Source organism: Synergistaceae bacterium, from assembly GCA_017443945.1.
Classification (GTDB): Bacteria; Synergistota; Synergistia; order Synergistales; family Aminobacteriaceae; genus JAFUXM01.
The window spans coordinates 1-20269 of sequence record JAFSXS010000029.1 but is presented as its reverse complement, the minus strand read 5'-3'; the positions used below and the strand labels follow the sequence as shown (position 1 = coordinate 20269).

Annotated in this window: 16 protein-coding genes; 10 read left to right on the top strand and 6 right to left on the bottom strand. The window is 40.6% G+C overall.

Annotation, left to right across the window (positions count from 1 at the left end):
• Nucleotides 1-36 precede the first annotated feature (36 nt).
• The gene (locus IJT21_03380) at nucleotides 37-1371 is read right to left on the bottom strand and encodes a TIGR02452 family protein (GenBank protein MBQ7577293.1); all 1335 of its coding nucleotides are present in this window, start codon (nucleotides 1369-1371) and stop codon (nucleotides 37-39) included.
• A gap of 88 nt (nucleotides 1372-1459) precedes the next feature.
• Between IJT21_03380 and IJT21_03375 the strand changes: the two genes are divergently transcribed.
• Nucleotides 1460-2635, top strand: coding sequence for a galactokinase (locus IJT21_03375; protein MBQ7577292.1), 1176 nt, complete (start codon nucleotides 1460-1462; stop codon nucleotides 2633-2635).
• Between the two features lie 38 nt (nucleotides 2636-2673).
• On the opposite strand, the gene IJT21_03370 is transcribed toward IJT21_03375, so the two are convergent.
• From IJT21_03370 to alr, 3 genes are all read right to left on the bottom strand, one after another.
• Complete coding sequence (locus tag IJT21_03370; protein MBQ7577291.1) at nucleotides 2674-3903, bottom strand: dicarboxylate/amino acid:cation symporter; 1230 nt, start codon at nucleotides 3901-3903, stop codon at nucleotides 2674-2676.
• 83 nt (nucleotides 3904-3986) lie between these two features.
• Nucleotides 3987-4919 (bottom strand): class I mannose-6-phosphate isomerase, encoded by a 933-nt coding sequence (locus tag IJT21_03365; protein MBQ7577290.1) that lies wholly within the window; start codon nucleotides 4917-4919, stop codon nucleotides 3987-3989.
• A 3-nt stretch (nucleotides 4920-4922) separates the two neighbouring features.
• Complete coding sequence (alr, locus tag IJT21_03360) at nucleotides 4923-6083, bottom strand: alanine racemase (GenBank protein MBQ7577289.1); 1161 nt, start codon at nucleotides 6081-6083, stop codon at nucleotides 4923-4925.
• 180 nt (nucleotides 6084-6263) lie between these two features.
• On the opposite strand from alr, the gene IJT21_03355 reads away from it, so the two are divergent.
• Nucleotides 6264-7493, top strand: a complete 1230-nt coding sequence (locus IJT21_03355) for a CDP-glycerol glycerophosphotransferase family protein (GenBank protein MBQ7577288.1) — start codon at nucleotides 6264-6266, stop codon at nucleotides 7491-7493.
• A complete protein-coding gene (locus IJT21_03350; protein ID MBQ7577287.1) occupies nucleotides 7483-10416 on the top strand; it encodes a YidC/Oxa1 family membrane protein insertase in 2934 nt (977 codons plus the stop codon). Before IJT21_03355 ends, IJT21_03350 begins: the two co-directional genes overlap by 11 nt.
• On the opposite strand, the gene IJT21_03345 is transcribed toward IJT21_03350, so the two are convergent.
• Nucleotides 10385-10855 (bottom strand): DUF721 domain-containing protein, encoded by a 471-nt coding sequence (locus tag IJT21_03345; protein MBQ7577286.1) that lies wholly within the window; start codon nucleotides 10853-10855, stop codon nucleotides 10385-10387. The genes IJT21_03350 and IJT21_03345 overlap by 32 nt on opposite strands.
• The gene (gene mnmG / locus IJT21_03340) at nucleotides 10830-12734 is read right to left on the bottom strand and encodes a tRNA uridine-5-carboxymethylaminomethyl(34) synthesis enzyme MnmG (GenBank protein MBQ7577285.1); all 1905 of its coding nucleotides are present in this window, start codon (nucleotides 12732-12734) and stop codon (nucleotides 10830-10832) included. Before mnmG ends, IJT21_03345 begins: the two co-directional genes overlap by 26 nt.
• Before the next feature lie 440 nt (nucleotides 12735-13174).
• Here mnmG and IJT21_03335 point away from each other — a divergent pair, with 440 nt between their 5' ends.
• From IJT21_03335 to IJT21_03305, 7 genes are all read left to right on the top strand, one after another.
• Nucleotides 13175-13942 carry a hypothetical protein gene (locus IJT21_03335; GenBank protein MBQ7577284.1) on the top strand — a complete coding sequence of 256 codons (768 nt, stop codon included), beginning with the start codon at nucleotides 13175-13177 and terminating at the stop codon, nucleotides 13940-13942.
• A gap of 54 nt (nucleotides 13943-13996) precedes the next feature.
• Complete coding sequence (gene pfkA, locus IJT21_03330; GenBank protein MBQ7577283.1) at nucleotides 13997-14953, top strand: 6-phosphofructokinase; 957 nt, start codon at nucleotides 13997-13999, stop codon at nucleotides 14951-14953.
• A 74-nt stretch (nucleotides 14954-15027) separates the two neighbouring features.
• On the top strand, nucleotides 15028-16596 hold the full coding sequence (gene rho, locus IJT21_03325; protein MBQ7577282.1) for a transcription termination factor Rho: 1569 nt from the start codon (nucleotides 15028-15030) through the stop codon (nucleotides 16594-16596).
• 101 nt (nucleotides 16597-16697) lie between these two features.
• Nucleotides 16698-17567 (top strand): sulfide/dihydroorotate dehydrogenase-like FAD/NAD-binding protein, encoded by an 870-nt coding sequence (locus IJT21_03320; protein MBQ7577281.1) that lies wholly within the window; start codon nucleotides 16698-16700, stop codon nucleotides 17565-17567.
• A gap of 132 nt (nucleotides 17568-17699) precedes the next feature.
• Nucleotides 17700-19076, top strand: coding sequence for an NADPH-dependent glutamate synthase (gltA, locus tag IJT21_03315; GenBank protein ID MBQ7577280.1), 1377 nt, complete (start codon nucleotides 17700-17702; stop codon nucleotides 19074-19076).
• Between the two features lie 116 nt (nucleotides 19077-19192).
• A complete protein-coding gene (locus IJT21_03310) occupies nucleotides 19193-19780 on the top strand; it encodes a hypothetical protein (protein MBQ7577279.1) in 588 nt (195 codons plus the stop codon).
• A partial coding sequence (locus IJT21_03305) for a hypothetical protein (GenBank protein ID MBQ7577278.1) occupies nucleotides 19761-20269 on the top strand: 509 nt, incomplete at its 3' end. The genes IJT21_03310 and IJT21_03305, both read left to right, overlap by 20 nt.

Here is a 20269-nt window from a genome sequence, read left to right as displayed (position 1 = left end):
ATAATAAAATGTGTGATTGAGTGAATCATAACATAATCAAGCATTATTTATCACAACGCCGTCAAGGACATCACGGAAAATTAAATAATTCGCGCTTTTTTCGGGGGCTTGATGGCTCTTTACTGCAAAACAAATTTTACTGAACGCGCCTTTAAACTCTTTCTCGCGCAAGACTTCAAGAAATAAATTTGCGACATGTTCAGGGGGATTATGGAAAGCTCCGCAGCCTAACGCACCTAATACTAAATTTCGTTGATTATTTTCGCAGGCGATTCTGTAAATTGTGCGGATTTTATTTCTCACACCTTCGGCCAATTCAGGGATGATATATTCTTTACCATTTATAATTTCTGTTTCCGGGTTTACCATTCCAGCTACAGCAATCATATTGACCTGCCACGGATATTTTATTAATTCATAGCCGCGAGTTTCATTCTCACGAAATATAATAACTCCCGGACTATAAATTCCGCCAAAATTTCTATCCATAGGGTATTGATGACTCGAAAGCGTGAGTCCGTACCGTTCCGCATAATAAGCGAAAATATATAAAAATTTGTAGTAATCCGAACAATGGAATAAATATTCTTCCTGCGCTGACGAACCGCGAATGACACCTCCGCCTGGATTTTGCCTGTTAGCGAGATTCAATACAGTAACGTCAAGACCTTCATTAACCCATTTATGAGCAACATCAAGACAATCATCAGGTACAACAGAAATTTTTACGGGCGTGTCGAGAGGCTCAAACTTTGCTGTAAATTCCTTCTCGTAAAAAGTTGACTCTATGCGCGGATTATCAGGGCTGCGGACTATGACTCTTTCACCGTTCGGAAGTTCGTAATAATTTGCTTCGACGATTTTAAACGTATTCTCCCAGACTTCGCGATTAAGAGCCTTATAATCAGGGTACAAACCGTTTAATTTACTAAGCCATAAATCAGAATCCCACGACAAAACATTTTTAGGCTTGAGCAAATTTAGAGTCCCGTAATCCATCTGACCCGCAAAAAATTTATCTAACGCCTTATGAAAGATTGAGCCCTCTTCAGAAATATACGCAAAAAGAGTCATACAAGAATGCAGCTTTAAATCATCAGGGTCGCCCATAATTTTATAAGCGTCATTTTCCGGTAATTGCAATAGAGCTTCAGTAATCTCACGCAGTCTAGCACCTAAAACCGGATGTGATAAATAATTTCTTGCCTCGTCTAAATCTCTAATCCCGTAAAAATCTGAATTATAACTATGGCCTAACCCTTTAAGTTGCGGGAAAATGTACCAGATCCAATGACTGCGCTTTTTTCCGTGCTTAATTTCGTTCAATGCAATATCATAAATTTTCTCCTGAGCTTGTAAGAAACGCTGCATAAATGTTAATCTCCTCATGTAAATTTTTTAAATCATAGCATAATTCTTATATAATTATTTCATGACGTATAAGGAGAGACAAATTTAAATGATTAATACAATGTTAGAACCCTTTGCAAAAATTTTCGGGCAAGACGCAGCCCCGCAAGCATTTTTTTCGCCAGGACGCGTAAATCTCATCGGCGAACACACAGACCACGAAGGCGGATTTGTTTTCCCCTGCGCTATCGAGTTTGGAATTTACGCACTTGCATGTAAGACTTCACGAAATAAATTGCGCTTATTCTCACTAAATTTTGACAATGACGAGTCTAAACCGTTTGAGATCTCATTTGACGAAATCTGCAAAAAATTAACCTCACGCACATGGGTAAATTATCCGGTTGGAGTTGCGTCAATTCTCATTAAGCACGGTTACAAATTTAATTCCGGAATTGATATTTTATTTGCGGGAAATCTTCCGGACGGGGCTGGGTTGTCGTCGTCGGCAGCTATTGAAGTCCTCACAACAAAAATTTTCAGCGATCTTGAAGGCTTTAATATCGATGGTGTAAACGCTGCTTTATTCTCGCAGGAAGCAGAAAATAATTTTGTCGGAATGAACTGCGGCATAATGGATCAATTCGCCGTAAGCATGGGAAAAAAGGATAACGCCGTCTTACTAAATTGTTCGAGCCTGAAATATTCTTATGCGCCGTTAGAGCTGGGAGACTGCAAGATAATTATCACAAATTCCAATGTTCCGCACTCTCTTGTGAGTTCAGAATATAATTTGCGCCGTCAACAGTGTGAACAGGCATTAGCAGACCTTCAGAAAGTAAAAGAAATTTCCTGCTTGTGTGATCTGACAGAAAACGAGCTTGACGAATACTCATATTTGATAAATGATCCCATTAATTTGCGTCGTGCACGTCATGCAGTGAGTGAGAATGCTAGAGCTTTACGGGCTTATGATTCGCTTAAGGCCGGAGATTTACAAACTTTTGGACGGTTAATGAATGCGTCTCATGTTTCTTTACGTGATAATTATCAAGTTACAATCAATGAGCTTGACATACTTGCAAAATTAGCTTGGGATTTTCCCGGAGTAATTGGTTCCCGCATGACAGGAGGCGGCTTCGGAGGCTGCACAGTCAGTATCGTAAAAGATGACTCAGTTAAAGATTTTATTTCATCAATAGGCGCTAAATATAAAGAATTAACCGGACGGGACGCAGCTTTTTACGAGACATCAAGCACTAACGGAGCAGGCAGCATTAAATAAAACAAAATCCCGGCCATTTACGACCGGGAAAAAATTTTTTATGCCCTCTTGATCCAGTCAGAACCGTCAACAAATCGCGAAACTATAAACGATACTACATAATCGCCCGCAGCATTTATCATCGTCGCAGGAGGGTCTACAAGATTTCCTATTGCAACAAGAATCGGGAAAGCTAATTCCATGTAATTAGCAAAGAATAACGAACAAATTATATATTCACCGATATAACCGCCTCCGGGTACGCCGCTCATTCCTACAGACGAGAATACAGCAACAAGAACTATCAACGGCAAATCAGCCCATGTCAACGGCTGTCCTAGTACGCCCATGACAAACGCAATTTTTAGCACGCACGAGAAACAAGAACCGTCCATATGCATTGTAGCTCCTAATGGCAGAACTATATCTGATACATCTTTGGAGATTCCTGTGTCTGCTGCTGCTTCCATGTTCGTAGGAATCGTAGCAATGCTTGAACACGTGCCGAGCGAGACTATTGCAGGCTTTGCTATGTGCGCAAACATTCTGCTGACTCCCTCGCTGCCTCCTCCGATAAATGCCATAATCGGGAACGCCGTAAAAATATAAATAAAGCATACAGGATAATAAAGCAATAACGCGCGTGCATATGCTTCTGAGATCTGCGGGCCGTAAGTCGCTACTAAATCAGCAAATATCGCAAAAAACGCTATCGGCGCATAATAAGTAACGAGATTTACAAATTTGAGCATTACAGCTGTGAGACTCTCAAGAAATTTTTTCATCGGTTCACCGGCCGGACCGCTTAAATTTACGGAAAATCCAAACAGTAACGAGAAAACTATTAACGGCAGCATTGCACGGCGAGACAAGAGTCCGATAAAATCATCAACTGTGAAGAAATTTGTTACTAATTGCGTTAAACTTGCATAACTTCCGACTTCTTCACGCGCAATATTAGTCCATGCCTTCAAAACCGGCGGGAAAATCTTTACAAGCACGAAATAAATTACTGCTGCAAAAGCTCCGGTTATCACGAATGTTATAATAGTCGTCCAAATAATTTTTCCGGAACGCCTTAGACTCCCTGTATTAGCGACCGCACCGGCAATCGACGCAAAGACCATAGGCACAACGATACAAAACATCATGCGAACAAATATAGTCCCTAAGAACGAAATATTTTTCGCTAAATCGGGATGAACATAGCCCGTAACCGCTCCTAGAAGCATCGCAAGAATCAAGATAACGAGGAAGAAATAATGTCTTGCTATTGTATGAGCTCTCATTATATAAAGCCTCCTGTTAAAGTTTTTATTATTATATTACGAGCTTGTGAAATTTTGCATAAATTCAGCATGTACACAATATTTTAACGTTCTGTCGTGATTAATAATTCTCCCGCACCATGAAGCGTAAAAGATTTCTCACAATCAGCAGGCACAAAAATATTTTCCCCAGCCTCCAGCAAGCAATTAAAATCGCCGCATTCAAATTTTGCATGACCCGACACACATAAAATAAACTGGAAGCAATTATTTATTTTCCCGTTATAGCTCTCGTGCAGATAAATACGTTCGACTTTGAATTTATCGCAATTGACTAATAAATTTTCAGATTTTCCGGGCGGCTCAGGGTTAATCGGCTCTAAATTTGCAACATCCAACGCTTTATCAATGTGAAGTTCGCGTAAATTTCCGTCTGAGTCCCTGCGTCCGTAGTCATAAACTCTGTAGGTGATATTAGAATTTTGCTGAACCTCAACGAGTAAATTTCCCGGCCCGATCTCGTGAACTGTCCCCGCTGGAATAAAAAAAGTGTCTCCCTTATGAACTTGAAATTTTTGCAGCATGTCCGGCAAAGTGTTATCAAATATTGCGTTCTTGAAGTCCTCACGTGAAATTTTGCGCTTGAAGCCCAAATAAATATATGATTCCGGCGTGCTGTCGAGTACGTACCACATTTCAGTTTTTCCGGAAGAGTCTTCTATTTTCATTGCGTAGTCATTATCTGGGTGAACTTGTATAGACAGCGGCTTCTTAGAGTCAATTAATTTGACCATCAACGGGAAATTTTCGCGCGAATCAAATAAAGGCGACACCAGACCGGGAAATTTTTTCACAGCTTCAGAGAGAGTCAAACCTTTGCAAGCACCATCAAGAATTAAATTATCTCCGTCTTTGTGTGCTGCGAGTTCCCAACTTTCTGCGAGGGGCATTTTTTCGGGATTCTTTCCCCAGTCTAATAATCTAGTTCCGCCCCATAAATAATTTTTGTAGACAGGTTTTAATCTGAATGGCAGCATAATTTATATTCTCATTTTCCCATTTTCTATGAAGACTCGCGGGACTCTAGCTGAAGGGTCGCACAAAATTTCATGAATTATAGTCCCGGAATTTTTTGCGGCCATCGTTACGAGCTCACCATCAAATATAATTGCCTCGTCGCCTGCTTCAACGTCCGTCAAATCAGTAACGTCTATCATAGTCATATCCATACAAATGCGGCCTCTAACCGGACATAAAGTATCATGAATCTTCACGAAAAAATTATTTGACAAGACTCGCGGCAATCCATCAGCATAACCTATCGGGAGCACTGCAATAACTGAGTCGCGTTCAAGTTTATAAGTGCGTCCATAGCTTATAGTTGCGCCTTTGGGTAATTTTCTAACGGCAGTTATGCGCGATTTTAGAGTCATGACCGGATGAAGATCTAAGCTGCTATTCTCGTTGCCTGTTTCTGTTGATTCATAGCCGTAAAGAACAAGTCCGAATCGTCCCATATCGAAATGAGCTTCACTATAATTCAAGACTCCGACACTTGCTGCTGCATGAGATAATTTGAAGTAGAGTCCGATTTTTGCGAGAGTCTCTCGTGCGTCCTCAAATTTTTTTATTTGAATGCGTGTAAAATCGGGGTCATCGTCAGCGACTGCAAAATGTGTGAATATCCCTTCATAATTTAATCCGGGCAAATTGCAAAGTTCTTGAATCTCTCGTGCTGTCTGTGCTTTCAATGCGTCATTATCCGGCCAATAAAAACCGGTTCGGCTCATTCCTGTATCGATTTTTACGTGAATATTGATTTTTTTGCCTGACTCTGTAATGATTCTCGAAAGTTTGCGGCCGTTGTCTAAATCTCCAACTGCTTGAGTGATATTATAGTCGCTCATTAATTCTGCAAATTCCGGCTGAGTCTGGCCAAGACATAAAATCGGAAGTGTAATATTATTTTTTCTCAGCTCGACTCCTTCTGGGATAGTTGCGACTGCTAACCAATCGGCCCCGCAAGACTGCAATTTTTTAGCACATTCTGTCATGCCGTGTCCATAAGCGTTTGCCTTGCAGACTCCGAGAAATTTTGCATTAGGGTTTAAGAGTGAACGTAAAATTTTTATATTATGTTCGAGTTCATCAAGATTTATTTCTGCCCAAGTTCGAGAGGTTGCTATTTCTAAATTATTCATGCGCAAAGACTCCTTTTTTTATAAGCAATTATACAGCAGAGAAAAAATTTTATAATTAAAGAATGACAAGCTATAATCTTGTACAAATTTTTATTCAGGAGTGATTTAATTCATGCAAAAATTTCTAAGTAAATTTACACAAGGGGGGGGGGGTACGCTCTATCACTGGTTTTAGCGTTCTTGCTTGCTAGTCCGGGAACTGCGTCGGCGTATCTCGATCCCAGTGCGGGAAATGCTTTAATCTATGTAGCAGTAACTCTTGTCAGCGTCAGTGCATTTGCAGTCAGAAGTCTTTATTACCGTTTAACAGGAAAGACTCACAAAGATTCACACTCAGCAAACGAAATTGTAATTTTTTCTGAAGGGCGCAATTATTGGAACACTTTTGAGCCGATTGTTAATGCATTACTCGCGAAAAATCAAGCGTTTTCTTATTTCACAATGGATATAGAAGATCCTGCACTTAAAATCCGCAATAAATTAATGACAGCAAAATACATCGGTGAAGGCAGTGCAGCATATGCGAGAATAAATCAAGTTTCATGCAAAATCATGCTTACGACGACTCCCAATATAGGCACACCAGGTTATCCCATTTCAAGACCTCACAAAGTAAAATATCTTGCGTACGTTTTTCATGATCCAGTAGGAGCGCCATATTATAAAAAATTTGGATTAGATTCTTACGATTTAATCTGCGTGCCCGGAAATTATGCAGTTCCCGCTATACGTTTTCTGGAAAAATTGCGAAATCTCCCCGCAAAAGAAATAATCTCTCTTGGCCTGCCTTACTGGGACAAATTATATAACGATAAGCCCGCAAAAAAAATAAATTCCCGCAAAGTTATATTAATTGCGCCGTCATGGGGTGATAAAGGCTTTATGTCGTATTATTCTCTTGATTTCGTGAAGGAATTAGCGAAAGATTTTGATATAATTTTCCGTCCTCACCCTCAGTCAAGAAAAGCAGAACCAGCACTATTAGACCGTGCAAAAAAATTAATTGATTCCTTACCAAATGCAAAATGGGATGAGAGTCCAAACCCGGCAGAGTCTTTATCATGCGCAGATTTATTAATTTCTGACACTTCAGCAATAAGACTTGATTACGCCGTAATTTATGAGAGACCCGTTATAGCTCTTGAGGTCAAAGCAGAAAACCTTGACTCGTTTGAAATGAGCGTCCTGCCCGATGACATGAAGTCCATTGCTGATAAATTGTGCGTACCCATTAAAGCAAGTGAAATAAATAATATTTCTGCAATCGTCAATGAGTCATTAAAGGCTGAAAATGTTAAATCCATAAGTGAATTTGTGCGTGAAAATATTGCGAATCTAGGCACAGCAGGCGAACACATTGCAGACTATCTCATAAACAAAGCTAAGGAGGCTACAGACAATGTTATATAATATTTTCATTCAGCCGTTAGTAATTATTTTACGTGCAATTTACTTGGGAATAAATTATTTTGCGGGCAATCTTGGAATCTCGTTAATGATTTTGTCGGTTGTAATGAGTATTTTGCTGCGTCCGTTTATTAAATGGGCTGCCGGAGTTCAGGACAAAGAGAGGAAGATACAAAATATTTTGTCGCCTCAAATTGCAGAAATAAAGAAAACTTTTCACGGGGCCGAACAGCACGAGGAATTAAGCGAGCTTTACAAGAGATATTCATATAATCCGATTTATGCGATTAGATCCGGACTTGATTTATTTGTGCAGCTTTTACCGTTAATGGCTGCGTATATAATGCTTTCGGAGCTTGAGATTATAAAAGGTGTCTCATTTTACGCGATAAAAGATTTGTCGAAGCCTGATAATTTGCTTGCAGGGATAAATTTATTGCCGTTCGTGATGACAGTTTTTAACGTGCTTGCGGCGATTACTGCTAAGAAATTTACGAAACGTGAACGGGTGCAGGCGTTTATAATTGCGGCGTTATTTCTTGTGATGTTGTATAATGCTCCGTCGGCGTTGTTGATTTATTGGACGACGAATAATTTTATAATGCTCGTGAAGAATATAGATTTTTACGGGATATTCGGCGGTGATAAGATTGCGAGAGTGCTTGATTATAGATTTGTTCCGGCCGGCTGGAAGAAAATTTGCGTGAATGCTTTTATAGTGATAATTTCTATGAGTGTGCTGGGGATATTTTTCGCACATTTTTATTCTACATTTGTAGATATAACTCATGATGCTTTAGGTTCTGTCATTAATTCGATAAATACATTTCAGAATATTTATTATTTATTGTTCATGATTCCGGCTGTTTTTGCATGGATGCTGTATACGAGATTTATATTAAGCGGCTTTACGATTCGTGAATTAATTGCTAAGACATTTTGCTTTGCTGTATTTACTATAGCGATATTCTTTTACATGAAAAATGTGCAGTTCCCGATGAAAGTTTTTCTGCGTTTATCTACATTTTTATTAATTTTATTTGGGTATGCTTTGCTCGCGTTTCTTTTGCCCGTCAGTAGCGAAAAAATATGCAGTTTTTCTTCGCGTTTGACTGATGATCACAGAAATTCGCTGTTTTTCTCGTCGATAATATTTGCGATAATATTCGTGTGTGTATTATATCCGTCGCTTACGTATCGTTCTGATCCTGATTTCTTTATGGATTCTCTTGCGGGGACTATCTCGAAAATAAGCATTTATGGAATGACGTTATTATTTGCGCTTATTCTAATATGGCCGCTGATTCCTGAATTTGTGCAGAATATTTTAGCTGTTATTGCAGCTTTTCTCGTGTGTATGGCGTTTATAAATTCGTTCGTGCTTACTGAAAATTATGGTAACATCAACGCAATATTTATAGACGAAAGAGTTATGAAAGTTGAACGTGCGGCCATAAAAGATTTATTAAGCATTTCGATAACAACCGTGATAATATTTTTCTGTGTGTGGCGTAAATATATCAAAAATTTAGTGATCACATTTGTCTTGATCTCAATAGCCATGTGCGGAGTGAGTGTTTATTGTTATTTCAATATAAGACACGACAATAATTTAATAAATACTGAAAATGTAAATTTCCCTGAATATCATAATAGACTCTGGCGCTTCAGCAGAACAGGTAAAAACGTATTTGCTATATTTCTTGACGGTTTCACGGGTGAACATGTCAAAAAATTTTTTGCTGAGTATCCCGAATTTATAAGCGATTTCGAGGGATTTATTTATTTCCCTGATACGCTTGCTACAGGTCCGAGAACTTTTTTCTCGACTCCTTCAATTTATGCAGGGCCGGACTATAAGCCCAACACCCTTAATGATACGCAGCCTAATGTATCAATTATAGAAAAATACGGCAATGCAATATCATTCTTACCAAATATTTTTACGAGCAACGGCTATGACTCCGTCATGTCAGAATCAACTAATAACCCAATTTATCTTAATGCACTGAAACATCCCGAATCAGTCTTGAATCTAAAATATAACTGGATGAATGATTATGTACCTTATTGGCTGAACTGGGCAAATAAAAACGGAATCGAAATCAAGATACAAAATAGGGAAGATATTTCACAATTTTTAATAGTGCTGTCATTATTTAGATCTATTCCGTTCAGCTTAAGAAGTAAGATGTACAACACTGGCCAATGGATATGGGGAGCATCTGAACAAGTAAGCGAAATGATGTTAGTCAAATCCTTCTTGGCTAATCTTGCACCGCTTCAATTTATGGGAGATTTTGTACAGGCAGACGACGGAAAATCAACATTTAAATTTTTACATAGCACATTATCTCATGCATTATGGTATATGCAGCCTGATTCGCTACTTCCTGTATTAGATCCTTATCCTCAAACTAAGGGGCAGGGCATTTTAGTAGACGGCATTATCCCCGAACATTATTATACTGAAGTGCATATTATGAGATTTCTCGCAGATTTCCTAATAAAGCTCAAGAAAGCAGGAGTCTACGATAATACAAGAATAGTCTTTGTGTCAGATCATAGTTGGGGAGACAGTCAAACTATAAATAAAATTTTTGATCATACTGTTTATATCGACAGTTTCCGCCCTGATGCGCTTCTGATGTTCAAAGATTTTAACTCTCGCGGGGATTTAATTACGTCAAATGCGTTAATGTCAATCGAGGACACACCAGCACTATTAATCGACGGAATTGCAAAAGCTCCAGGGATTTATACGATTGAGGAGTTAAAGAAATTAAGCAGCTCGGACAGAATCAGAACTTATTGCGAAAATTATCCTGACAGCGATAACATGAATGTAAATACTTTCAGCATTATAAAACTTTGGCAGGTCAAAGGCACAATGTTCAAGCGCGAAAACTGGACTGAGATCCAATAGCTTCAAGATATGCCCGTAAATGTGATATAGCAAATTTCACGTCTTGAGGCAAACTTTCCGGACACTCGCTCATATATTCATTTACGAGTGAATCATCAATTTTTACAGCCTGCTTCTTGACGGGAGCAGGTTTTATTTTCGCTTTCTCGACATTAGGCCGCTTTATAATCACGTTAATTTTTGAGTCTTTGTCATATTTATAGCGCGTTATAAATGCCCTCGTGATATTCCCGCGCATATTTTGAATCATTTGCGCCGTCTGCTGATTCTTGACTTCAACGTATAAATCATTATGAATCAAATCATACGGACTAGAATATTTTGCTGCAATTCCCACTATTGAAGGCCATAATTTTTTAAGCTCGTCTAAAATTTGCATCCTTCTGGCTACTTCGGGAAAAAGTTTTGTAACATCAAGATTTATTTTTTCGTCGTTCATTGCGGGCTAATATAACAGAAATTAACTGCACATCAGTCGGCGTTACTCCGGAAATTCTTAACGCGTGGCCAAGTGAATCAGGTCTAAAGTGTTTCAACTTTTGCAGACATTCAGCCCTTAAGCCAATTACAGAGTCATAATCAAAATCTTCGGGGATCTTTGCGTTGTCGAAATCCTTTAATCTTGCTGCGACCCTGTTTTCGCGTTCGAGATAGCCTGTGTAACGTAATTCGGTCTCGATGTGTGAAATTTCTTCGCGGGTTAAATCTTTATCGCACGGACAAATTTTATTAATCAGCTCATATCTGACTCCCCTGTGCTTTAGAAATTCCGCCGGACTTGTTGAACTCGTCAATATTTCTGCGTCAAATTCCTCACATAATTTATTAATCTCATCTGAAGGAGTTATACGCAAATTTTGTAATCTCGAAATTTCTTCATTCTCGCGCGTAAATCTTTCTTCAAGCACTGCCCATTTTGAATCGTCAATTAATCCGACCTTGCGCCCAAATTCCGACAATCTGTGAATCGCGTTATCCCACCGCAATAATAATCTATGCTCACAACGGCTTGTCAACATTCTATAAGGTTCGTCAGTGCTCTTGGTCGTCAAATCATCAACGAGAACTCCCAAATAACTATTATCGCGCGAAAGAGTTAAAGGCTCTAAATTTTTCACGAACAAAGCTGCATTTATTCCCGCTAATAAACCTTGTGCGGCGGCCTCCTCATAGCCTGAAGTCCCATTTACTTGACCTGCACAGAATAAACCCGAAATATTTTTATTTTCGAGCGAGCGTTTTAACTGGTCGGGCAGCAAATAATAATATTCGATTCCGTAGCCAGGCTTGATAATTTTCGCGTTCTCACAGCCCGGAAGAGTGCTAATTAATTCAACTTGTACATCATAAGGAAGACTCGTCGAAAAATTTTGCACGTAGACTTCATTTGTATTCAGCGATACAGGCTCAAAGACTATTGGGTGAGTTATGTGATCGGGAAATCTCAAAAATTTATCTTCTATCGACGGACAATATCGGGGCCCGTGCGAATTTACATCACCAGTAACAAGCGGCGAACGTTTTATATTTTGCGAAAGAATATTATATGTTGCTTCAGTCGTGCGGGAAAAATAACAGGCATATTTTGAAGTATCATAAATTTTCGGTTCGTTCCAGAAATCAAAGCACAAAGGCTCATTTTCTGATAATTGAGGGGTCGCGCGTGAAAAATCTATAGTGTTAATATTCAGGCGAGGTGTCGTATCTGTGCGCATTGTTCCTGTTTTAATGCCGAGTTCGTGAAGTGAGTCTAAAATTTTTTCTGAGTTATTCTGACCCATCGGCCCGGATTTAAATATTTTATCGCCTACAAAAATTTTTGCACCGATATAGACTCCTCCGCAAATGACCAGCGCGCGAGTCTCATAAATTGCCCCGTGCCGTGTCTCTATGCCCGTAATTTGATTATTGCGCGTGAAAATTTTAATTGCCTCGTCCTGATTAATGTCAAGATTTTCCTGCGTTGTCAATAATTTGCGGTAATAAGTGCTGTATAATCCCGGATCACACTGGGCACGCAATGCACGAACCGCCGCACCCTTTGAAGTATTGAGCCAGCGAATCATTAAAGTTGCATAATCCGCCGCTTTAGCCTGTTCGCCTCCCAGCGCGCTTACTTCCCGTACGAGATGACCTTTTGCCGGGCCTCCTATTGAAGGATTGCAGGGCATTAAAGCTGTGTTGTCGATTGAAAGATTTAGCATTAAAGTTTTGCAACCGATTCTTGCAGACGATAAAGCAGCCTCGCACCCCGCATGACCTCCGCCGATTATTATTACGTCGTATGAAGCTCTATACAATAAAAATATTCCCTCCATTAAAATTTTATATAATTATACAGCTGAAAATATTTCGTTATGCAGATTTACATTTTTTCTCAACGGATTTAAAGTTTAACGCACAAGACCAATAATCGCAAATCGTGAAATAATCGCATGACCAGCAAATAAACTTTATAACAGCACACACAAATTAACGCATAAGACCGGTAATCGCAAAATAATCACATAGTCCGCAAATAAACTTTTACAGCAGCACACAAAATTAACGCACAAGGCCAATAACCGCAAATCGTGAAATAATCCCATAGTCCCGCAAAAATATAAATTTCCCGTAATCCACGCAAAAATAAATCAGCCTGATTAATGATGTAAAAATCTCGCTCACTTATTGTATAATACTTGCAAAATTTTTAATCCCTCATAAAATTTATCTTTCACGTTCATGTGAAATATTGCAGAAAGGAATAAATTTCATTATGAGTTCATACAGAATCAAATTTTTAGCAACATTATTAATTCTCACAGTTTTTAGCTCATACGCACTCGGAGCAGCCAAACCACAAGACCCCGCAGCATTACGCAATTGGTCTCATGAAATCGAGGTAACCGCAGACGACGACTCCCAAAGCATTAAGCTCAAAATCACTTATTATTCAAATGAGTACGTCGAAAATTTAATCTTGGCCGAAGCAGAAAAAAATATGTGGACTGCCGACGAAATGGAAAATTACAAATATACTCTCCTGAAAAATTTAAATCTCGCAGAGTGTATCCCCTTCCATGTCGATATGTATATACGCGGAATGCCAATTTATCCGGGACCCTTCGACAAGCACATTACATTAATAGTCAAGGGAAAAAAATATTCTCCGATAGATTACGACAAAAGATTTAATTTCAAAGTTTTGGGAGCGCGTGATGGTCTTGTATTCTTCCCTCGTTATGATCCAAAGACGGGCAAACCTATTTTAGACGGTGCAAAGGACGTAAGAATTTTATTTGACAGCTCGATTTGTTTTGCTCTATCGTCAACGCAGGGCGATTTATTGTGGGTCTGGGACTTGAACCGCGACAGAGGCAGCATTTCAGGAGGCCGAGCAGCTAACAGACTCGAAATTGACAGACTCTTGAAGCGCACGGAAAAATTAAACGCTGACAAACGTAAATTACAAGAACAATTAGCAGCACTTGAGAAAGAAACTAGCGAAGTTAATGCAAGAATAGACGAATTACAGTCAAAATAGTTAAAATATATATGCAACAACACACGAAAGGAAGTTGTTAATATTATGAATAAGATGGAGCGTATCGCTGTACTTACAAGCGGCGGAGACTCACCCGGTATGAATGCCGCTGTCCGAGCCGTTGCACGCACTTGTATGTTCAATGATAAAGAGTGCATCGGAGTAATGAGAGGCTACGAGGGTTTAATCGAAGGCGATTTTATTCCACTTGACAGCAAAGCCGTAGGAGGAATCATTCACAGAGGCGGTACAATTCTTAAAACCGCACGCAGCGAAAGATTCAAGACCCCTGAAGGACGCGAGGAAGCTCTCGAAAAAATGCGTGAAGCCGGAATTGACGGACTTGTAGTTATCGGCGGTGATGGATCTTTTCACGGTGCAAAAGCTCTTCACGATCTAGGGTTCCCGACAATAGGAATCCCCGGCACAATCGACAACGACATAACCGGCACTGATGAAACAATCGGATTTGACACAGCCGTAAATACTGCTCTAGAAGCAATCATGAAATTACGTGATACAGCGTCGAGTCACCAGCGATTATTTGTCGTTGAGGTAATGGGACGCAATGCAGGATTTCTCGCGCTTGAAGTAGCAGTTGCAACCGGTGCAGAATATGCCGTAGTTCCTGAATTGCCGCTCAGTATAGGAAATCTCACGAAATTATTAAAGAATTCCTACGCCGAACACAAGAGCCATACTCTTATAATTCTCGCTGAAGGTGTTATGAGTGCTGCCGAAATGAAAGAACAATTAGCGGACGCAGGCGGTTATGATGCAAGAGTTACAGTGCTCGGCTACATTCAGCGCGGAGGGCACCCAACCTCGTTTGATGTCGTTCTTGCCACGAGAATGGGAGCATTTGCTACAGAAAGTCTCATGATCGGCAAATCCGGCATGATGGTAGGAAATATTAATCACAAACTCGTGCTTAGTCCGTTAGAACGTGCTTGGAGCGAACATAAATCTTTAAGCCCGGAGATGTTGAGCTTAGTCAACAAAATGAATTAGTTGTGTTACAGAGGGTCGTGAAATACCGGCTCTCTTACTTGCCATTTTTATATTATTATGTAAGGAAAATTTATATGCCAAGAAAAGCGAAATCATTATTAGAAGAAGAATCACAAGAGCAGGAAGAAATTATCTCAGCACCCAAAAGGCGCGGAAGAAAACCTAAATCAGAGCTCTTAAACTCTGAAGATTTTATCAAGAATCAGCCTGACCCCGAAATTTTACAGGAGGAGCTGAAACAGGAAGTGAACGAAATCCAGCAGAATACATACAATAACGATTTTGACGAACAGCCGATTATTGACGATAACGAAGACCTTGACAACGGCGAACAAGAAGAAAATCAAACAAGGCCGACTTATGGAAGACGCGATTTAATTCAACACCCTAAACCGAAATACACTTATGCAATGTTGTCAACAAAAAACGCCGTCGACTTGAGAAGAATCGCAAAAGAATTTAACGTCAGTGCACCAGTTTCAATGCGTAAAGATGATTTAATTCTCGCGACCCTCAAAGCTCAGGCAGAAAGCATGAATTACAGATTTGGCGGCGGTACTCTTGAAATATTGCCTGAAAATTTCGGGTTTCTCCGTCCTAAAGGAATGCTCCCAACTGACGGCGACGTTTATTTATCGTCATCACAAATTCGTAGATTTGGCCTCAGAAATGGCGACGTGATTTGGGGCTTGATTCGTCCTCCTAGAGATCAGGAACATTACGAGGCTTTATTACGGGTCGAGACAGTTAATTTTTCAGATCCAGAGCATTCACGGCATAGACCCATGTTCGCGCAGTTGACCCCGATTTTTCCTGACAGCAGATTATCACTTGAGTCAGATCCTAAAGATTTAGCTACAAGATTAATAGACATGTTTGCACCAATCGGACTAGGTCAGAGAGCTTTAATTGTTTCTCCTCCCAAAGCAGGTAAAACAACCCTCTTAAAGCGCATAGCACGGGCAATCGCAGCAAATTCACCGGATATTATAATAATGGCCCTCTTAATCGACGAACGCCCAGAAGAAGTTACTGACATTGCAAGATCTATTGACGGTGAAGTTATTGCCTCAACTTTTGACAGACCAGCCGACGAACATATCAGAGTCGCTAATCTCGCACTTGAGAAAGCAAAACGCCTCGTCGAAGCAAAACGAGATGTAGTTATCCTCCTTGACTCAATCACTAGACTTGCAAGAGCTTCAAATTTGACTGTTCCTCCGTCCGGGCGTACTTTGTCGGGAGGTCTTGACCCGTCTGGCTTGTATTTCCCTAAAAGATTTTTCGGCGCAGCTAGAAATTTTGAAGAAGGCGGCTCATTAACTATTATCGGAACTGCTTTAACTGATACCGGCAGCAGAATGGACGATGTAATTTATGAAGAGTTCAAGGGCACGGGAAACATGGAACTGCATTTATCGCGCAAACTCGCAGAACAAAGAATTTTTCCCGCAATCGATATCACTAAATCAGGCACAAGACGCGAAGAATTATTAATCCCTGATGAAGAGCTTAAACGCTTATGGATATTACGCAAAAGAATAGCAGGCATTGACGAAGCAGGCGCGTTAAATTTGATTCTCGACAAACTCAAGCAGACGGACACTAACGCGGATTTCCTGAACTCGATAAAATTAGCGTAAACTCGAAATTATTTTACTTGTTTAAATTATGATTTAGGCTTATTATTTGCAGTTGTAATAAACTTTTCAATAATTTTTTACTAATTGAGGGGGAATATTTGTTGCATAAGATACTCGAAAAACGACAGCTCTCATACGATAAAGAGAGAGATCAAAGCGTTTATTACTACAAAGTTGAGGCACCTGAAATAGCTCGCAACAGAAAAGCAGGACAGTTTATTATTTTCCAGCTTGATGAAGATTACGGCGAAAGAATACCGCTCACAATCGCAGACGCAAACGCACAAGAAGGCTGGATCGCTATAGTTTTCCAGACAGTCGGCGCAACTACACGCAGATTTTCTATGAATTTCAACGTTGGCGATAATATTCCGGTTTTAGTCGGCCCATTAGGAAGACCCACTCACATCGAGAAGAAAGACGGCGCAGTCCTTTGCATAGGCGGAGGAATCGGAATCGCTCCTCTTCATCCAATCGTAGAAGCAAATCACGCAATCGGCAATAAAGTTATTACAGTCATTGGCGCACGCACAAAAGATTTGTTATTCTTTGAAGACGAAATGCGCAAGGCCTCTGATGAACTTATAATCGTAACTGATGACGGGTCTTACTGCCGCAAAGCTGTTGTTACAGAACCGTTAAAAGAAGTTTGCGAGCGCGAAAAAGTCAGCGAAATAGTTTCAATCGGCCCCGCTATCATGATGAAATTCTGTGTTGCAGCTGCTAAACCCTTCGGCGTTCCTATTACTACATCTTTGAACACTATCATGATTGATGGTACTGGTATGTGCGGTTGCTGCCGTGTCAAAGTAGGTAACGAGACAAAATTTGTTTGCGTTGACGGACCAGAGTTTAACGGCTATGAAGTCGACTTTGATAACATGATGCAGAGAATGACAGCTTTTAAGGACAAAGAACGCGAAGCAGATCACAAATGCCGAGTCGGTCTCGATGCAGGAAAGAAGGCCTAAATTATGAGCGAACACAAAACAACAGAAATTTTACAGGAAGAAGCAGCAAAACTTTGGGCTGACCTCGAAGCAAAAAAAGCAGCCGGAACAACTTTAACCCCCAAAGACAGAACAGCAATCCCCCCGCAGGAAATGCCCTCAAGAGATCCGATTCAGCGCGCTCACGAAATGGGCGAGGTTGCATTAGGTTACACAGAAACTCAAGCACGAGTCGAGGCCGAACGCTGCATTCAATGCCCCGGCGCTCCCTGCAAAAAAGGTTGTCCCGTCGCTGTTCCCATTCCTGAATTTATTTCGCACATTCAGAAAGGTGATTTCAAGGGAGCTGTTGACACAATCAAGCAGACAAATTTACTTCCTGCCATTTGCGGGCGTGTGTGTCCTCAAGAGAAACAATGTCAGAGCTTCTGCACTGTCGGTAAAATGTTAAAGACTCCGGAGAAAGCTGTTGCAATCGGCCGTCTTGAAAGATATGTAGCTGACTGGGAACGCGCAAATAATAAAATCACCGTCCCAACTCCCGCACCTGATACAGGAAAAAAAGTCGCCGTCATCGGTTCAGGCCCCGCAGGACTCACCGTTGCAGCTGACATCAGACGCGCAGGACACAGCGTTACAGTCTTTGAGGCATTCCAGAAAACCGGCGGCGTTATGGTCTATGGTATTCCAGAATTTAGGCTCCCAAAAGAAATCGTCGCTAAAGAAGTCGAAAACCTCAAGAAAATGGGCGTTGAGTTCAAAACAAGTTTCTTGGTCGGACGCACAGAGACTCTCGAACAGCTTTTAGACCGTGAAGGCTATGACGCAGCTTTTATCGGCACAGGCGCAGGACTTCCAAAATTTTTGGGCATTGAGGGCGAAAACTTAATCGGCGTCTTCAGTGCAAATGAATATTTAACGCGTTCAAACTTGATGAAGGCTTATGACCGCGAACACGCCGACACACCCTTATTCGAGGCAAAAAGAGTTGCTGTCTTCGGTGGCGGTAACGTCGCAATGGATGGCGCAAGAACTGCATTAAGACTCGGCGCTGATAAAGTCTATTGCGTCTACAGAAGAACCCGCGCAGAAATGCCCGCAAGAGCTGAAGAGGTCGCACACGCAATCGAAGAAGGAGTAGACTTCCATTTCTTAGAGAATCCAACAAAATTTATCGGCGATGACAAAGGCAGATTAACCGGTGTTGAACTCTTAAATTACGAACTCGGCGAGCCAGACGCTTCCGGAAGACGCAAACCCGTAGCTATCCCCGGAACTGAACACGTTTTAGAGATTGACGCTGCTGTCGTTGCTTTAGGAAATGAGTCAAACCCGTTAATGTCTCAGACCACACAAGGACTTAACGTTACTAAACGCGGAAATATCATCGTCGACGAGAACCAGAAAACAAGCATTCCAAGAGTTTGGGCCGGCGGTGATATCGTCTTAGGTGCTGCAACCGTTATTCTTGCAATGGGAGAAGGTAGACGCGCAGCAGCAAGCATGAATGAATATCTTGCAGGAAAATAAAAATTTTTCGCGGAGAGGGAGTTTTTTCCTTTTCCGCTTTCTTGTCCGTACAAAACTTTTCGCTTATTTCATTATCTTATTGCTATAATACCTGCTGAAATCGGAGGTATCATAAATTGCAGGTCAAATCACGTCAGAGAGTTATCAATCATGGCGAAGTCTTCACCGCCGAACGTGAAGTAAAATCAATGTGCAGTTTAGTTGACTCACTGTGCAGAAAAATTGACTCCCGCTTCCTTGAACCAGCGTGCGGAGAAGGTAATTTCTTAATCGAGATCTTAACTCGCAAACTTGACTCCATTACTGACAATCACGAAAAAAAATCCATTATCGCACTCTCAAGCATTTACGGAATTGACATTTTGTCCGATAACGTCATTATCTGCCGCGAAAAACTATTTAACGTCTGGAAAAATTTTATTGACGCTCCGGAATTGATCAGATCAGCAAAATTTATTTTATCGTGTAACATTGTCTGCGGTGATTTTCTCTCGATGACCCTTCTTGACGGCAGACAGATAATTTTTCCTGAATGGACGTTCAATGATGTTGACGATAATGTAACACGCAAAGATTTTAGACTTGCTGACTTGATGAATGATAATAACGACCGGACAATTTTAATGTACGAGGAAGAAGCATTGAATACATATCCACCCGCAAATTTTAAGGAGATCGGCTCTAATGTTTATCAGACAGAATAACCCTGATATTTTAACGTGCCTCGCAAATCTATCAAGCGACGAAGTTTTTACCCCTCCCAAAATAGTTAATGATATGCTCGATATGCTGCCCAAAAATTTATTTACAAGCCCAGACACAAAATTTTTAGATCCTGCCAGCAAATCGGGAGTCTTCCTGCGGGAAATTGCACGACGGCTCATTGACGGACTAGCTGACGTTTTCCCAAACCTTGAAGAACGAGTCAATCACGTCATGAAAAGTCAAATTTACAGCATAGCCATCACTGAGTTAACAAGTTTTGTATCGCGCAGGAGTCTTTATTGCTCAATGAACCCAGACAGCAAATATTCCGTGTGCAGGTTTGACGACTCGCAGGGCAATGTTAAATTTGAAAATTGTCAGCACACTTTTATCGATAACGGCCGGTGCATTTTTTGCGGTGCGTCGGAGAAAGGATATAACAGAGCTGATGATTTAGAGTCCCACGCTTATGAATTTATACACACGAT

Coding starts and splice junctions, on each gene's coding strand:
- rho (MBQ7577282.1), top strand. CDS start 15,028: ATGCCAAGAAAAGCGAAATCATTATTAGAAGAAGAATCACAAGAGCAG.
- IJT21_03345 (MBQ7577286.1), bottom strand. CDS start 10,855: ATGAACGACGAAAAAATAAATCTTGATGTTACAAAACTTTTTCCCGAA.
- mnmG (MBQ7577285.1), bottom strand. CDS start 12,734: ATGGAGGGAATATTTTTATTGTATAGAGCTTCATACGACGTAATAATA.
- pfkA (MBQ7577283.1), top strand. CDS start 13,997: ATGGAGCGTATCGCTGTACTTACAAGCGGCGGAGACTCACCCGGTATG.
- IJT21_03380 (MBQ7577293.1), bottom strand. CDS start 1,371: ATGCAGCGTTTCTTACAAGCTCAGGAGAAAATTTATGATATTGCATTG.
- IJT21_03335 (MBQ7577284.1), top strand. CDS start 13,175: ATGAGTTCATACAGAATCAAATTTTTAGCAACATTATTAATTCTCACA.
- gltA (MBQ7577280.1), top strand. CDS start 17,700: ATGCCCTCAAGAGATCCGATTCAGCGCGCTCACGAAATGGGCGAGGTT.
- IJT21_03350 (MBQ7577287.1), top strand. CDS start 7,483: ATGTTATATAATATTTTCATTCAGCCGTTAGTAATTATTTTACGTGCA.
- alr (MBQ7577289.1), bottom strand. CDS start 6,083: ATGAATAATTTAGAAATAGCAACCTCTCGAACTTGGGCAGAAATAAAT.
- IJT21_03365 (MBQ7577290.1), bottom strand. CDS start 4,919: ATGCTGCCATTCAGATTAAAACCTGTCTACAAAAATTATTTATGGGGC.
- IJT21_03375 (MBQ7577292.1), top strand. CDS start 1,460: ATGATTAATACAATGTTAGAACCCTTTGCAAAAATTTTCGGGCAAGAC.
- IJT21_03370 (MBQ7577291.1), bottom strand. CDS start 3,903: ATGAGAGCTCATACAATAGCAAGACATTATTTCTTCCTCGTTATCTTG.